At 64.6% G+C, this 16,551-nt stretch carries 11 protein-coding genes and 2 pseudogenes; 12 read left to right on the plus strand and 1 reads right to left on the minus strand.

Features of this window, described 5'->3' with window-relative positions; translation table 11 throughout:
* Positions 1–3: 3 nt before the first annotated feature.
* The 11 genes and pseudogenes from mraY (at position 4) to lpxC (ending at position 12,792) form a co-directional block, all read left to right on the plus strand.
* Complete coding sequence (gene mraY, locus OKW39_RS14350) at positions 4–1,173, plus strand: phospho-N-acetylmuramoyl-pentapeptide-transferase (RefSeq protein ID WP_090801969.1); 1,170 nt, start codon at positions 4–6, stop codon at positions 1,171–1,173.
* A gap of 25 nt (positions 1,174–1,198) precedes the next feature.
* The gene (gene murD, locus OKW39_RS14355; protein ID WP_429562912.1) at positions 1,199–2,737 is read left to right on the plus strand and encodes a UDP-N-acetylmuramoyl-L-alanine--D-glutamate ligase; all 1,539 of its coding nucleotides are present in this window, start codon (positions 1,199–1,201) and stop codon (positions 2,735–2,737) included.
* A pseudogene (gene ftsW, locus OKW39_RS14360) lies at positions 2,734–4,000 on the plus strand (putative lipid II flippase FtsW). Before murD ends, ftsW begins: the two are co-directional and overlap by 4 nt.
* Entirely contained in the window at positions 3,997–5,121 is a 1,125-nt protein-coding gene (gene murG / locus OKW39_RS14365) for an undecaprenyldiphospho-muramoylpentapeptide beta-N-acetylglucosaminyltransferase (RefSeq protein WP_429562913.1), read from the plus strand. Before ftsW ends, murG begins: the two are co-directional and overlap by 4 nt.
* Positions 5,118–6,521 carry a UDP-N-acetylmuramate--L-alanine ligase gene (gene murC, locus OKW39_RS14370; RefSeq protein ID WP_184022865.1) on the plus strand — a complete coding sequence of 468 codons (1,404 nt, stop codon included), beginning with the start codon at positions 5,118–5,120 and terminating at the stop codon, positions 6,519–6,521. Before murG ends, murC begins: the two co-directional genes overlap by 4 nt.
* A gap of 1 nt (position 6,522) precedes the next feature.
* Positions 6,523–7,464: a D-alanine--D-alanine ligase gene (locus tag OKW39_RS14375; RefSeq protein ID WP_429335350.1), complete on the plus strand. Its 942-nt coding sequence runs from the start codon at positions 6,523–6,525 to the stop codon at positions 7,462–7,464.
* Between the two features lie 23 nt (positions 7,465–7,487).
* Entirely contained in the window at positions 7,488–8,240 is a 753-nt protein-coding gene (locus OKW39_RS14380) for a cell division protein FtsQ/DivIB (protein ID WP_429562914.1), read from the plus strand.
* Between the two features lie 27 nt (positions 8,241–8,267).
* Positions 8,268–9,500, plus strand: coding sequence for a cell division protein FtsA (gene ftsA / locus OKW39_RS14385; RefSeq protein ID WP_008921172.1), 1,233 nt, complete (start codon positions 8,268–8,270; stop codon positions 9,498–9,500).
* A gap of 116 nt (positions 9,501–9,616) precedes the next feature.
* Complete coding sequence (gene ftsZ, locus OKW39_RS14390; RefSeq protein ID WP_090801959.1) at positions 9,617–10,819, plus strand: cell division protein FtsZ; 1,203 nt, start codon at positions 9,617–9,619, stop codon at positions 10,817–10,819.
* A 265-nt stretch (positions 10,820–11,084) separates the two neighbouring features.
* Complete coding sequence (locus OKW39_RS14395; protein WP_090801956.1) at positions 11,085–11,588, plus strand: peroxiredoxin; 504 nt, start codon at positions 11,085–11,087, stop codon at positions 11,586–11,588.
* Between the two features lie 286 nt (positions 11,589–11,874).
* Positions 11,875–12,792: a UDP-3-O-acyl-N-acetylglucosamine deacetylase gene (gene lpxC / locus OKW39_RS14400; protein WP_090801955.1), complete on the plus strand. Its 918-nt coding sequence runs from the start codon at positions 11,875–11,877 to the stop codon at positions 12,790–12,792.
* A gap of 64 nt (positions 12,793–12,856) precedes the next feature.
* Here the strand turns inward: lpxC and OKW39_RS14405 are convergent, their stop codons facing one another.
* Positions 12,857–13,339, minus strand: a complete 483-nt coding sequence (locus OKW39_RS14405; protein WP_090801953.1) for a DciA family protein — start codon at positions 13,337–13,339, stop codon at positions 12,857–12,859.
* Positions 13,340–13,624: 285 nt separating this feature from the next.
* Here OKW39_RS14405 and secA point away from each other — a divergent pair.
* A pseudogene (secA, locus tag OKW39_RS14410) lies at positions 13,625–16,443 on the plus strand (preprotein translocase subunit SecA).
* Positions 16,444–16,551 lie beyond the last annotated feature (108 nt).

The following is a 16,551-nucleotide window of genomic DNA, read 5'->3' on the forward strand; positions in this document are numbered from 1 at the left end:
GGCATGCTACTGGCGCTGGCGCAATGGCTGCAGAATGACGCAAGCTTCTTGCGCGTGTTCAGTTATCTGACGTTTCGCGCGGTGATGGCGACCATCACCGCGTTGTTGATCGGGCTCGTTTGCGGCCCGGCGGTCATTCGCAAGCTGACCGCGATGAAGGTAGGCCAGGCCGTTCGCAAGGACGGCCCCCAAACTCACCTCGTCAAATCGGGCACGCCGACGATGGGCGGCGTGCTGATCCTGCTCGGCATTGCCGTGGCCACGCTGCTGTGGGCCGATCTGACCAACCGCTTCATCTGGATCGTGATGCTCGTCACGTTCGGCTTCGGCGTGATCGGCTGGGTCGACGATTACCGCAAGGTCGTCCACAAGGACCCGCGGGGCATGTCGTCGCGCGAGAAGTATTTCTGGCAATCGGTGATCGGCTTGTTCGCGGCGGTTTATCTCGCGTTCAGCGTGTCCGAGGCGAGCAACGTGCGCGTGTTCGACCTGTTCATGGCGTGGGTGCGCAGCGGCCTGTCGATGGGCCTGCCCGCGCGCGCCGACCTGCTGTTGCCGTTCTTCAAGTCGATGACCTATCCGCTCGGCGTGTGGGGCTTCATCGTGCTCACGTATCTGGTGATCGTCGGCGCGAGCAACGCGGTGAACCTGACCGACGGCCTCGATGGCCTCGTGATCATGCCGGTCGTGCTGGTCGGCGCGTCGCTCGGCGTGTTCGCGTACGTGATGGGCAGTTCGGTCTACTCGAAGTACCTGCTGTTTCCGCACATTCCCGGCGCGGGCGAATTGCTGATCTTCTGTTCGGCGATGGGCGGCGCGGGTCTCGCGTTCCTTTGGTTCAACACGCACCCGGCGCAGATGTTCATGGGCGACGTCGGCGCGCTGGCCCTCGGCGGCGCGCTCGGCACCGTTGCGGTGATCGTGCGTCAGGAAATCGTGCTGTTCATCATGGGCGGCATTTTCGTCGCGGAAACGCTGTCGGTGATGCTGCAGGTCACGTGGTTCAAATACACGAAGCGCCGTTACGGCGAAGGGCGGCGGCTCTTCAAGATGGCACCGCTGCATCACCATTTCGAATTGTCGGGCTGGAAGGAAACGCAGGTGGTCGTGCGTTTCTGGATCATCACGTTGATGTTGTGCCTGTTCGGTTTGTCCACGCTCAAATTGCGTTAAGCAGCAGTATTTAAGGAAGCAGGCGATGTTCGGCGAGAAGTTTCGGGATCGGCAAAAGCCGATGGTGCTCGTGCTGGGACTGGGTGAATCCGGTCTCGCGATGGCGCGCTGGTGCGCCAGGCACGGCTGTCGGCTGCGCGTGGCCGATACGCGCGAAGTGCCGCCGAATCTGTCCGCGCTCGAAGCGCATGGCGTCGATGCCGATTTCGTCGGCGGTCCGTTTTCGCCGGTGCTGCTCGAAGGCGTCGAGCTGGTCGCGATCAGCCCGGGACTGTCGCCGCTGGCCGCCGATCTGCTGCCGCTGGTCACGGCGGCGCGCGAGCAGGGCATCCCGGTGTGGGGCGAACTCGAACTGTTCTCGCAGGCGCTGCGCACGCTCGGCGAGTCCGGCTACGCGCCGAAGGTGATCGCGATCACCGGCACGAACGGCAAGACCACGACGACGAGTCTCGCCGGCTTGCTGTGCGAACGCGCAGGCAAGAAGGTCGCGGTGGCGGGCAACATCAGCCCGTCGCTGCTCGACAAGCTCTCCGAAGCGATCGACCAGACCGCGCTGCCCGACGTGTGGGTGCTCGAACTGTCGAGCTTCCAGCTAGAGACCTCGCATACGTTTACGCCGGACGCGGCCGCCGTGCTCAACATCACGCAGGATCATCTGGACTGGCACGGCGGACTCGATGCGTACGCGGCCGCGAAGGGCCGCATCTTCGGTACACGGACGGTGCGCGTGCTGAACCGCGACGACGCACGCGTGATGGCGCTCGCGCCCGCCAGTGGCGACGCGGAGGTCGTCACGTTCGGCGTGACCGAGCCGAAGAACGACGGTGACTATGGCCTCCTGCGCGACAACGGCATGGTGTGGCTCGTCGAAGCGCAAGATCGCGACGCGAGCGACGAGTCCCCCAAGGGGACTTCCTTCGGGGCGCCGACGCCGAAGCGCCGTCGCAAGAACGAAGCAGCCGCAACGCCCGACATCGCGTCGAAGCGTCTGATGCCCGCCGACGCACTGCGCATCCGTGGCCTGCACAACGCCGCCAACGCGTTGGCCGCGTACGCGCTCGCACGCGCGATCGGCCTGCCCGGCGCGCCGCTTTTGCACGGCCTGCGCGAATATCGCGGCGAGCCGCATCGCGTGGAACTGATCGCGTCGATCGACGGCATCGACTATGTGGACGACAGCAAGGGCACCAACGTCGGCGCGACGGTCGCCGCGCTCGACGGTCTCGCGCAGCGCGTCGTGCTGATCGCCGGCGGCGACGGCAAGGGTCAGGAGTTCGAGCCGCTCGCCGCACCGGTGATGCGCTGGTGCCGCGCGGTGATGCTGATCGGCCGCGACGCGCCACAGATTCGCGCGGCGCTCGAACATTGCGGCGTCGCGATGACCGATCACGCGACTCTTGAAGACGCGACGCGCGCGGCCACCGCGCTCGCGCAGCCCGGCGACGCGGTGCTGCTGTCGCCCGCGTGCGCGAGCTTCGACATGTTCAAGGGTTACGCACACCGCGCGGCGGTATTCCGCAGCACGGTCGAAGATATCGCGGCCGAACGGGGGACGATGATATGAGCTGGTCGGAACGTTTCGGCTCGCGCGAACCCTCCGGCGGCAACGGCGCCGCGGCGCGCACGTCCACCCGCACGGGCGGCAGCGGTCTCGCGAGCGCGGTCAACGGCGTGCGGCCGCTGCGCTCGCGCATGCTCGACTACGACCACTCGCTGCTGTGGGTCGTCGTCGCGCTGCTCGGGCTCGGCGTCGTGATGGTGTACTCGGCGTCGATCGCGATGCCCGATTCGCCGAAGTACGCGTCGTATCGCGATTGGGCGTTCCTCGTGCGCCAGCTCATCTTCGTGCTGATGGGCGCGGCGGTCGGCGTCGCGTCGTTCCGCATTCCGATTTCGACGTGGGACAAGTACGCACCGAAGCTCTTCCTGATCTCGCTCGTCGCGCTCGTGATCGTGCTGATCCCGCACATCGGCAAGGGCGTGAACGGCGCGCGCCGCTGGATTCCGCTCGGCATCACGAACATGCAGCCGTCGGAAATCATGAAGCTCGCGGTGACGATCTACGCGGCGAACTACACGGTGCGCAAGCAGGAATACATGCACAGCTTCGCCAAGGGCTTTCTGCCGATGGCCGTCGCGGTCGGTCTCGTCGGCATGCTGCTGCTGCTCGAGCCGGACATGGGCGCGTTCATGGTGATCGCGGCGATCGCGATGGGCGTGCTGTTCCTCGGCGGTGTGAACGGCAAGCTGTTTGGCGGCCTCGTCGCGACCGCGGTGGGCACGTTCACGTTGCTGGTGTGGGCGTCGCCGTGGCGTCGTGAGCGGATCTTCGCCTACCTCGATCCGTGGGACGATCGCTAACGCGCAGGGCAAGGCGTATCAGCTGACGCACTCGCTGATCGCGTTCGGGCGCGGCGAGTGGTTCGGCGTCGGTCTCGGCGGCAGCGTCGAGAAGCTCAACTATCTGCCGGAAGCGCATACCGACTTCATTCTCGCGGTGATCGGCGAGGAGCTCGGTTTCGTCGGTGTGCTCGTCGTGATCCTGATGTTCTACTGGATCGTGCGCCGTTCGTTCGAGATCGGCCGCCAGGCGCTCGCGCTCGATCGCACGTTCGCGGGTCTGGTCGCGAAGGGCGTCGGCATATGGTTCGGCGCGCAGACCTTCATCAACATGGGCGTGAACCTCGGCCTACTGCCGACCAAGGGCCTGACGTTGCCGCTCGTCAGTTACGGCGGCTCGGGCATTTTGTTGAACTGCGTGGCGATCGCGGTGCTGATGCGGGTCGACTATGAAAATCGTGTGTTGATGCGCGGGGGCAAGGTATGACGGCTCTGCCACAACGCACGCTGATGGTGATGGCCGGCGGCACCGGGGGACACGTGTTCCCGGGGCTCGCGGTCGCCCATCTGATGCAGGCGTGGGGCTGGAAAGTCGTGTGGCTCGGCAACCCCGCGGGCATGGAAGCGACGCTGGTACCGAAGCACGGCATTCCAATGGAGTACCTGCGCTTCGGCGGCGTGCGCGGCAAAGGCCTGAAGACCAAGCTGATGCTGCCGGTGAATCTGCTGCGCGCGTGCACGCAGAGTTTGAGCGTGCTGCGTCGCGTGAAGCCCGACGTCGTGCTCGGCATGGGCGGCTACATCACGTTCCCGGCCGGTCTGATGACCGCGCTGAGCGGCCGGCCGCTCGTGCTGCACGAACAGAATTCGATCGCGGGTCTCGCGAACAAGGTGCTCGCGAAGCTCGCGAAGCGCGTGCTGGTCGCATTTCCGGATGCGCTGCCGCACAGCGAATGGACCGGTAATCCGATTCGCGAGGAACTTGCGCGGGCGAATCCACCCAAAGCACGCTACGCGCAGCGTAATGGTCCGCTGAACATGCTCGTCGTGGGCGGCAGTCTCGGCGCCGCGGCGTTGAACGAAGTCGTGCCGCGCGCGCTCGCGCTGCTTGGCTCCAACGAGAGACCGCGCATCGTGCATCAGGCGGGCGCGAAGCATATCGACGCGCTGCGCGAGAACTACGCGGCGGCTGGTTTGCAGGCTGGTGCGGACGTCTCGCTCGTGCCGTTCATCGACGACATGACGAGCGCTTACGAAGCAGCCGATCTGGTGATCTGCCGCTCGGGCGCGATGACCGTGTCGGAGATCTCGGCGGTCGGCGTCGCGGCGCTGTTCGTGCCGTTCCCGTACGCGGTCGACGATCACCAGACCACTAATGCAGCGTTCCTCGCCAGCAACGGCGCGGCGCTGGTCGTGCAACAACGCGATCTGTCGGCGGAAAAGCTCGCCGACTGGTTGCGCAGCCAGACGCGGGAAAGTCTCGCGGAAATGGCGGAGCGTTCGCGCTCGCTCGCGAAACCGGATGCCACCGAACAGGTCGCGCAGATCTGCGCGACCGTGGCGGCTGCGGGTTCGATGGCGGGCGTGAGCCCGGAAGGAAAGCAATGAAACACATCGTCAAACACATTCATTTCGTCGGCATCGGCGGCGTGGGCATGAGCGGCATCGCCGAAGTGCTCGTCAATCTCGGCTATCAGGTGAGCGGCTCGGACCTGTCGGGCAACGCGGTCACCGAGCGCCTCGCCGGGCTCGGCGCGCGCATTTCGATCGGGCACGCGGCGCAGAACATCGAAGGCGCGAACGCGGTGGTGGTGTCGACCGCGGTGCGCAGCGACAACCCGGAAGTGCTGGCCGCGCGTCATCGCCGCATTCCGATCGTGCCGCGCGCGGTGATGCTCGCGGAGTTGATGCGTCTGAAGCAGGGCATCGCGATTGCCGGCACGCACGGCAAGACCACGACCACGTCGCTGGTCGCGAGCGTGCTCGCCGCGGGCGGGCTCGATCCGACCTTCGTGATCGGCGGCCGGCTGATCAGCGCGGGCGCGAATGCGCGCCTCGGCACCGGCGACTTCATCGTCGCCGAGGCGGACGAATCGGACGCGTCGTTCCTGAACCTGTTCCCGGTGATCGAGGTCATCACGAACATCGACGCCGATCATATGGACACCTATGGTCACGACTTCGCGCGTCTGAAGCAGGCCTTCATCGAATTCACGCACCGTTTGCCGTTCTACGGCATCGCGGTGCTGTGCGTCGACGATCCGAACGTGAAGGAGATCCTGCCGTTCGTGTCGAAGCCGATCATCCGCTACGGTTTCGCGGCCGATGCGCAGGTGCGCGCGGTCAACGTCGAAGCTCGCGAAGGCCGCATGCATTTCACCGTGATGCGCGAAGACGCGGCGCCGCTCGACGTCACGTTGAACCTGCCGGGCGAGCACAACGTGCAGAACGCGTTGGCCGCAATTGCAATTGCGACTGAACTCGAAGTGAAAGATGCCGATATCCAGCGAGCGCTCGCGGATTTCAACGGCGTCGGCCGACGCTTCCAACGCTATGGCGAAGTGCCGGTTCTCAGCGACGGCCAGGCCGCGGGCTCCTACACGCTGGTGGACGACTACGGTCACCACCCGGTCGAAATGGCCGCCACGTTGGCGGCGGCGCGCGGCGCATTTCCGGGCCGGCGTCTGGTGCTGGCGTTCCAGCCGCACCGCTTCACGCGCACGCGTGATTGCTTCGAGGATTTCGTGAAAGTGCTGTCGACCGTCGACGCGCTCGTGCTGACCGAAGTCTATGCGGCCGGCGAAGCGCCGATCGTCGCCGCCGACGGCCGCGCATTGGCGCGCGCGCTGCGCGTCGCGGGCAAGGTCGAGCCGGTGTTTGTCGATACGGTGGATGAAGTGCCGGACGCGCTGTCCACGGTGGTGCGCGACGGCGATGTGGTGATTACGATGGGCGCGGGTTCGATCGGCGGTGTGCCGGTTCGACTCGCTCAGGAACAGAAGGTGTGAGATGAGCAGTATCGACCCTAAACAATTCGGCAAGGTGGCAGTGCTGCTCGGCGGTAATTCCGCCGAGCGCGAGGTGTCGCTCAATTCCGGGCGCCTGGTGTTGCAAGGCCTGCGTGACGCGGGCGTCGACGCGCATCCGTTCGATCCGGCCGAGCGTCCGCTGTCCGCGTTGAAGGATGAAGGCTTCGTGCGCGCGTTCAACGCGCTGCATGGCGGCTACGGCGAGAACGGCCAGATCCAGGGCGCGCTGGATTTCTATGGCATCCGTTACACCGGTAGCGGCGTGCTCGGCTCGGCGCTCGGTCTCGACAAGTTCCGCACCAAGCTCGTGTGGCAGCAGCTCGGCATTCCGACTCCGCCGTTCGAAGCGGTGCTGCGCGGTGACGACTACGAAGCGCGCGCCAAGGAGATCGTCGCGAAGCTCGGTCTGCCGCTGTTCGTGAAGCCGGCGAGCGAAGGTTCGAGTGTCGCCGTGATCAAGGTGAAGCGCGCGGATGCGCTGCCGGCCGCGTTGATCGAAGCCGTGAAGCACGACCGTATCGTCGTGGTCGAGAAGAGCATCGAAGGCGGCGGCGAATACACCGCGTGCATCGCCGGCAATCTGGACCTGCCGGTGATCCGCATCGTGCCGGCCGGCGAGTTCTACGACTACCACGCGAAGTACGTCGCCAACGACACGCAGTATCTGATTCCGTGCGGTCTCGGCGCCGAAGAGGAAGCGCGCCTGAAGGTGCTCGCGCGCCGCGCGTTCGATGTGCTCGGCTGCACCGACTGGGGCCGCGCGGACTTCATGCTCGACGGCGAAGGCAAGCCGTACTTCCTCGAAGTGAATACGGCGCCCGGCATGACCGATCACTCGCTGCCGCCGAAAGCGGCGCGCGCGGTCGGCATCAGCTATCAGGAACTGGTGGTCGGCGTGTTGGCGCTGACGCTGCAGGATTAACCAAGGCAACCGCAAGCGACACCATGTGGAACAACGTTCGCCAGCTCAATCTCGCCACCAACGCGCTGCACGCGTTGCTGGTGCTCGTGCTGCTGGCGGCGGGCGGTTACTGGCTGATCCAGCGCCCGAATTTCGCGCTGCGCGAGATCCAGATCGACGGCGATACCGAGCACATCAATTCGCCGACGGTACGCGCCGGCGTGGTGGGGCGACTGAAGGGCAACTTCTTCACGGTCGATCTCGACGCCGCACGGCAGGCGTTCGAGCAGATGCCGTGGGTGCGTCACGCGAGCGTACGGCGCGTGTGGCCGAATGCACTGGCTGTCACGCTCGAGGAGTACAAGCCGCTTGGGACGTGGGGCAGCGATCAGCTGGTGAGCGTCGACGGCGAGCTGTTCACCGCGAATCAGGGCGAGCTCGACGGAGACCTGCCGGCGTTCGACGGCCCGGACGGTACGGCGAAGGAAGTCGTCGCGCGTTATCACGACTTCCAGAAGTGGTTCGCGGCGATCCACGAGACGCCCGAGGAAGTGACGCTGTCGCCGCGCTACGCGTGGACGGTGAAGCTGTCGAACGGCACGCAGGTGGAGTTGGGCCGCGAACGCAATCAGGACACGCTGGCCGATCGCAGCAAGCGCCTGACCGCGGCATGGAGCGCGGTGACGCAACGTTGGGGAAAGGATATCGAGAATGCGGACTTGCGCTATCCGAACGGTTTCGCGATTCGTGCCACTGGCATGCGCTTCATCAGCGAACCCGACAAGGGCAAGAAGTAAACGGACATCACACGCACTGAGCACGCTATGAGTAAAGACTATAAAGATCTGCTGGTCGCCCTCGACATCGGAACGTCGAAGGTAGTGGCCATCGTCGCCGAGTTGAAGGGCGAGGGTCACTACGAGGTGATCGGTCTCGGCCAGAGCGAATCGAAGGGGCTCAAGAAGGGCGTGGTGGTGAATATCGAAGCCACCGTGCAGTCGATTCAGCGCGCGCTCGAGGAAGCCGAGCTGATGGCCGACTGCAAGATCACGAACGTGTTCACCGGGATCGCCGGCAGCCATATCCGCAGCTTCAATTCGAGCGGCATGGTCGCGATCAAGGAGAAGGAAGTCACGCAGGCCGACGTCGCGCGCGTAATCGAAACCGCGAAGGCGATCAACATTCCGACCGACCAGCAGGTGCTGCATATCCTCACGCAGGAATTCATCATCGACGGTCAGGAAGACGTGCGCGAGCCGATCGGCATGAGCGGCATCCGCCTCGAAGTGAAGGTGCATATCGTGACCGGTGCCGTGAGCGCGGCGCAGAACATCGTCAAGTGCGTGCGTCGCTGCGGCCTCGAAGTGAACGACCTGATTCTGCAGCCGCTCGCGTCGTCGCTCGCAGTGCTGACGGAAGACGAAAAGGAACTGGGCGTGGTGCTGGTCGACATCGGCGGCGGCACGACGGACATCGCGATCTTCAGCGAAGGCGCGATTCGCCACACGGCCGTGATTCCGATCGCCGGCGACCAGATCACGAGCGACATCGCGATGGCGCTGCGCACGCCGACGCCGGATGCCGAGGACATCAAGGTCGACTACGGCATCGCCAAGCAGGCGCTCGCCGATCCGGACGAGATGATCGAAGTGCCGGGTCTCGGCGAGCGCGGTCCGCGCACGCTGTCGCGCCAGGCATTGGCGGCCGTGATCGAGCCGCGCGTCGAAGAACTGTTTTCGCTCGTGCAGCAGGTGGTGCGCGAGTCGGGTTATGAGGAACTGCTGAGCTCGGGCGTCGTGCTGACGGGCGGCGCGTCGATGATGATCGGCATGGTCGAGCTCGGTGAGGACATTTTCCTGAAACCGGTGCGCATCGGCGTGCCGGAGTATGCGGGCGGTCTCGCCGACGTCGTGCGCAATCCGCGCTATTCGACGGCGATGGGTCTGCTCGTCGAAGGACGCTCGCAGCGCATGCGCGGGCGCAAGGTTGCGGTGCAGTCGGGGTCGATGGGACAGGTGTTCTCGCGCATGAAGGACTGGTTCCTCGGCAACTTCTGACCACGGGTTTCGAGAAATTCGCGCTGGTGCCGGCGGCCGGCGCGCGACAGGGGGTTGCCCGATCTCCTGCCGGATAACGCCGAGTGGCGGTAACTTTTTATCTTGACGGAGGCAACATGGAATTCCAGATGCTGGAAACCGAAACGAGCGGCACGATCATCAAGGTCGTCGGAGTCGGTGGCGCTGGCGGCAATGCCGTTCAGCACATGATCAACAAAGGCGTGCAAGGCGTCGACTTCATCGTGATGAACACGGACGCGCAGGCGCTGTCGCGTTCGCGCGCCACCGCGGTGATCCAGCTCGGCAACACGGGTCTGGGCGCGGGCGCCAAGCCGGAAATGGGGCACGCCGCCGCTGAAGAAGCACGCGAGCGTATCGCCGACGCACTGCGCGGCGCGCACATGGTGTTCATCACCGCCGGCATGGGTGGCGGTACCGGCACGGGCGCGGCACCGGTCGTCGCGCAGATCGCGAAGGAAATGGGTATTTTGACCGTTGGCGTCGTCAGCAAGCCGTTCGAATTCGAAGGCGGCAAGCGTATGCGCGTGGCGGAAGCCGGTTCGCAGCAACTGGAGGATCACGTCGACTCGCTGATCGTCGTGCTGAACGACAAGCTGTTCGAGGTGATGGGCGACGACGCCGAGATGGACAAGTGCTTCCAGTGCGCTGACGACGTTCTGAACAACGCGGTCGCGGGCATTGCGGAAATCATCAACGTCGACGGTCTCGTCAACGTCGACTTCGAAGACGTGAAGACCGTGATGGGCGAGCAGGGCAAGGCGATGATGGGCACGGCGACGGTTGCCGGCGTCGATCGCGCGCGTCTTGCGGCCGAACAGGCCGTCGCGAGCCCGCTGCTGGAAGGCGTCGATCTGTCGGGCGCGCGTGGCGTGCTGGTCAACATCACGTCGAGCCGTTCGCTGCGTCTGTCGGAAACGCGCGAAGTGATGAACACGATCAAGAGCTATGCCGCGGAAGATGCCACGGTGATCTTCGGCGCCGTGTACGACGACGCGATGGGCGACGCGCTGCGCGTGACGGTCGTCGCGACGGGCCTCGGCCGCGCGGCGAAGAAGCAGCAATCTGCACCGATGACGCTGCTGCGCACCGGCACCGACAACCAGCCGATCGGCGCGATGACGCATGCGGCGTACGCACCGGCGGCAGGCCACGCCAGCACGGCCGACTACGGCGCGCTCGATACGCCGGCCGTGTGGCGCACCTCGCGCGACACGGCGGCCTCGCACGTGCAGGCGCTGCAGGAAAAGGGCGTCGATACGTACGACATTCCGGCATTCCTGCGCAAGCAGGCGGACTGAGCGCACGGGCAGGCTTCGTTGCCGCGTTGCGAGTAAGGTCGCAGATGCAGCGCTGGCGGACGAACGCACGAGCGTGGCGGGTGAACGGCAAGCAGGTCGCTTATCGTCTGATTCGCGGCAGGGGCAACTGCCCTCTGCGGATTCGCGAAGCGGACGAAGTGGCTGCCGCCGAACGGCGTTGGCTTATAGTTGAATGGGCCGAACCGAAATTCACTGCGACACGAGGACGTGCGAGCGTGCTTCGCATCGATGCAAAGGACTGAGCATGATCAAGGAAGGTGAAAAGTTGCCCGACGCGACGCTCTTCGAGTACGTCGAAGACGACCGGGCGGGCTGCACGATCGGACCGAACAGTTTCGACGTGCACGAGCAGACGGCGGGCAAGCGCGTGGTGATCTTCGGATTGCCCGGCGCGTTCACGCCGACCTGTTCGGCCAAACATGTACCGGGCTATGTCGAGCATGCCGAGCAGTTGCGCGCTGCCGGCATCGACGAAATCTGGTGCGTGTCCGTCAACGACGCGTTCGTCATGGGCGCGTGGGGACGCGATCAGCACACCTCGGGCAAGGTGCGCATGATGGCGGACGGTAGTGCGGCTTTCACACGGGCGCTTGGTCTGGAGCAGGATCTGTCGGCGCGCGGCATGGGGATCCGTTCCCTGCGCTACGCGATGGTGATCGACGACGGCGTGGTCAAGACGCTGAATGTCGAGGCTGCCGGCAAATTCGAAGTCAGCGATGCAGCGAGTATTCTCGCCACGTTGAGCTAGTTGCTGACGTCGCACCTTCGCCGCGACCCTGCGCTTATGCCGCGTGGCGTTACGGCAACGGTGATTACGACGCTTTTGTGACAGGCCGTTACGCGGGCCGATGACCGGAAACGCCTCCGTTCCGGGGCATCGGCCCGTCACGCTTTCCGTCGGGGAGCCCGGTGGGTAATGCAGCGAAACAGATTGTCACGTTCCCCGCAAAGACGCTGGTCTGGGGATTGGAGTATAATTCGCGCTATGAAATAAAAAATCCTGATTAGGATTTTCAATCGAACAGAATGCCACCATGTTGAAGCAGCGCACAATTAAATCGATCGTCAAGACTGTCGGCATCGGGCTGCACTCCGGCCGTAAAGTCAATCTGACGCTCCGCCCGGCGGCGCCGGGCACTGGCATCGTTTTTTCGCGCGTGGATTTGCCCACGCCGGTGGACATTCCTGCGTCGGCGCTGGCGATTGGCGATACGCGTCTGGCTTCCGTGTTGCAGAAAGACGGCGCGCGCGTGTCGACCATTGAGCATCTGATGTCCGCCTGCGCCGGTCTTGGCATCGACAATCTTTACGTCGACGTCACCGCCGAGGAAATCCCGATCATGGATGGCAGTGCGGGTTCGTTCGTGTTCCTGATCCAGTCGGCGGGTATCGAAGAGCAGAACGCGCCGAAGAAATTCATCAAGGTCACGAAGCCGGTCGAAATCCGTGACGGCGACAAGTTCGCGCGCCTCGATCCGTACTTCGGTTTCAAGCTCAAATTCACGATCGACTTCCGTCACCCGGCCGTGGACAAAACCGGTCAGGCGTTGGAAGTGGATTTCGCCAACACGTCGTACGTGCGCGAAATCGCGCGTGCCCGCACGTTCGGCTTCGCGCACGAAGTGGAAATGATGCGTGAGCTTGGCCTCGCGCGCGGCGGCAGCATGGACAACGCGATTGTGCTCGACGAGTATCGCATCCTGAACAACGACGGCTTGCGTTACGACGACGAGTTCGTCAAGCACAAAATGCTCGACGCCATCGGCGACCTGTACGTGGTCGGCCACCCGCTGCTCGCGTCGTACACCGCGTACAAGTCGGGCCACGGTCTGAACAACGCGTTGCTGCGTGAGCTGCTCGCGCACGAAGACTCGTACGAAATCGTCACTTTCGACGACACGCAGAAGGCCCCACGCGGCTTCGCGTACGAGACGCAGACTGCGTTCGCATAAAGCCAGCGTAACGGGCAAGCGAATGAAAAACGGCCCCTCGGGGCCGTTTTTTTTCGTCGAGCGTTCAGCGATTGCGCCGATGCCGCGCGGCCATGCGCGCGAGCGCCTCCTGCAACGGCGAAGGCTCAAGCGATTCGCTCAACGCCTGCAGTGCGGCGGCGCCCGCCGGCGTCATGCGCGCTTGTTTTACGGGCGGCGGTTCTTTCAGCGGCTGCGGCCGCACGCGAATCTTCAGCGCCTGCACGGGCCAGCCGCGCTGCTGCAAATCCGCCAGCAGCCGCGGCTCCAGATGCCGCAGACGCGCCGCGAGCGCGTTGTGCGCGGCGAACAGGGCCAGCACGCCCTCCTTGATGAAGCCAGGCTCGACGCTCGTCGCCAGATAATCGGGCAGCAGCTCGCGCAGATCCTTCTCGAGCGCGGCGATCTGCTCGACGCCTGCGCGCAGCGCAGCGAACGCGTCCGTGCGGCCGAGTACCTCGGCAAGCGGTTGCGGACGGCGCCGATCGAACTGCTTCGGCGGCCTTGAAAAGGACGAAAAACGGCTCATGTTTGGGATTGACGACGTGAGCTCGCCCCATGCGCGCTCACGCCGCGATTGTACCGCGCGGGCAGCTTGCGAAGTCGGTCCGCGCCGCGCCGGAGGTTGCCGGGCGGGGCTGGCGGAGGCCGGCGCCGTCACGCCTGCGACACGAGCGCGGCCGGAGGCGCGTGCTAAAATGCCCGATTCGAATTCACACTTGGACTAAGCCGCCGAGGACTTTCCGACCCAGGCGCGGTATGCGCATAGTGCATACCGCGAGCCAGCCGAAGCCGCGACGCAGACACCGATCCGATGACCACCGGTTTTCTACAGAAGATTTTTGGCAGCCGTAATCAGCGGCTAGTCAAGCAATATCAAAAGACCGTCGCGGCGATCAATGCGCTCGAGCCGCAGATCGAGCAATTGACGGATGACCAACTGCGCGCCAAAACGGGTGAATTCCGCCAGCGCGTCGCGAGCGGCGAATCGCTCGACAAGATCCTGCCGGAAGCGTTCGCGGTCTGCCGCGAGGCCAGCAAGCGGGTGCTGAAGATGCGCCACTTCGACGTGCAGCTGATCGGCGGTATGGCGCTGCACTACGGCAAGATCAGCGAAATGCGCACCGGCGAGGGCAAGACGCTCGTCGCGACGCTGCCGGTGTACCTGAACGCGCTGTCGGGCCGCGGCGTCCACGTGGTCACGGTCAACGACTACCTCGCGCAGCGCGCGACGCCGAATGGATGGCGCGTCTCTACAACTTCCTCGGTCTGTCGGTCGGTATCAACCTGTCGCAGATGGAGCACACGGCGAAGCAGCAAGCCTACGCCGCCGACATCACCTACGGCACCAACAACGAATTCGGCTTCGACTACCTGCGCGACAACATGGTCTACGAGACCGACGCGCGCGTGCAGCGTAGCCTGAACTTCGCGGTCGTCGACGAGGTGGACTCGATCCTGATCGACGAAGCGCGTACGCCGCTGATCATCTCCGGCCAGGCCGAAGATCACACCGAACTCTACGTGCGCATGAACGCGTTGCCGCCGCTGCTCGAGCGCCAGATCGGCGAAGAGAAGGCGGACGGCACCGGCGTCGAGAAGCCGGGCGACTACACGCTGGACGAAAAAGGCCGTCAGGTCTTCCTGACCGAGTCGGGCCACGAAAAGGCCGAGCGCCTGCTCTCCGAGTGGGGCCTGATCGGCGACGGCGAAAGCCTGTACGCGCCGCAGAACATCACGCTGATGCACCACGTGTACGCGGCGTTGCGCGCGCACACGCTGTTCTTCAAGGATCAGCACTACGTCGTGCAGAACGGCGAAGTGATCATCGTCGACGAATTTACCGGCCGTCTGATGGCCGGCCGCCGCTGGTCTGACGGTCTGCACCAGGCGGTCGAGGCGAAGGAACACGTGAAGATCCAGAGCGAGAACCAGACGCTCGCATCGATCACGTTCCAGAACTACTTCCGCATGTACGCGAAGCTGGCCGGCATGACCGGCACGGCCGACACCGAAGCGTACGAATTCAACGAGATCTACGGTCTCGAAACGGTCGTGATCCCGACCAACCGTCCGCCGAAGCGGATCGACAAGCAGGATCAGATCTACAAGACCGCGAAGGAACGCTACGACGCGGTGATCCGCGACATTCGCGAGTGCTTCGAACGAGGTCAGCCGGTGCTGGTTGGCACGACGTCGATCGAGAACTCGGAGCTGCTGTCGCATCTGCTGAAGCAGGTCAGCTTGCCGCACGAAGTGCTGAACGCGAAGCAGCACGCGCGCGAAGCGGAGATCGTCGCCGAAGCGGGCCGTCCGCAGCGCGTCACGATCGCGACCAACATGGCCGGCCGTGGTACGGACATCGTGCTCGGCGGCAACGCGGAGAAGCAGGCGTCGTTCATCGAGCAGGACGAAACGCTCGCCGCCGACGAAAAGCAGCGCCGCATCCAGAAGCTGCACGACGAATGGCAGACGCTGCACGACCAGGTGAAGGCCGCGGGCGGTCTGCACATCATCGGCACCGAACGTCACGAGTCGCGCCGGATCGACAACCAGCTGCGCGGCCGTGCGGGCCGTCAGGGCGACCCGGGTTCGTCGCGCTTCTATCTGTCGCTGGAAGATCCGCTGCTGCGCATTTTCGCGGGCGACCGCGTGCGCGCGATCATGGACCGCCTGAAGATGCCGGAAGGCGAGGCGATCGAAGCAGGCATCGTGTCGCGCTCGATTGAATCGGCGCAACGCAAGGTCGAGGCGCGCAACTTCGATATTCGTAAGCAATTGCTCGAATACGACGACGTATCGAACGACCAGCGCAAGGTGATCTACCAGCAGCGCAACGAACTGCTCGAAGCGAACGACATCACCGAGACCATCAGCGCGATGCGTCACGGCGTGGTCGGCGACATCGTGCATCAGTTCGTGCCGGTGGGCAGCATCGAAGAGCAGTGGGACGTGCCCGAGCTCGAGGAAGTGCTGCGCAACGAATGGCAGCTCGACCTCGCGATTCAGGAAATGATCAACGAGTCGAACTCGATCAGCGCGGAAGAGATTCTCGAAGCGGTCGAGGCCGCCGCGGACGAAGGGTACGAGGCGAAGGTCCAGCTGGTCGGCCGCGAATCGTTCAGCGCGTTCGAGCGCTCGATCATGCTGCAGACGCTCGACCGCGCGTGGCGCGAGCATCTGGCCGCGCTCGATCATCTGCGTCAGGGCATCCATCTGCGCGGCTATGCGCAGAAGAACCCGAAGCAGGAATACAAGCGCGAGGCGTTCGAACTGTTCGCCGCGATGCTCGACGCCGTGAAGCTCGAAGTCACGCGCATCGTGATGAACGTGCAGATCCAGTCGCCGGAGCAGCTCGAAGCGGCCGCGGAGCAGATGGAAGAGCAGGGCGGTCATCTGGAGAACGTCGAGTTCCGTCATGCCGAGTTCGCGGAAGCCGGCGCCGCCGCGCCGGTCGCGGCCGAAGCGGCCACCGCCGCGATGATCGGCGACGCGATGAGCCACGGCCACGGCGCAGCGCCGCAGGCGGCCGTGCACATGAATGCCGACAACGTGCCGAAGGTCGGCCGCAACGACCCGTGCCCGTGCGGCAGCGGCAAGAAGTACAAGCAGTGCCACGGCAAGATCGCCTGATGGCGATGCGGCGCGCTTCCGGGCGCGCCGTGTCGTTTTTAAGCGCCGTTTGGCCGTTCTGATTTCGCGGATGACCCGGCAACACACCCTGGTCATCAGTTCCGTTTC

This window comes from Paraburkholderia sp. MM6662-R1, from assembly GCF_050436245.1.
GTDB classification, from domain to species: Bacteria; Pseudomonadota; Gammaproteobacteria; order Burkholderiales; family Burkholderiaceae; genus Paraburkholderia; species Paraburkholderia tuberum.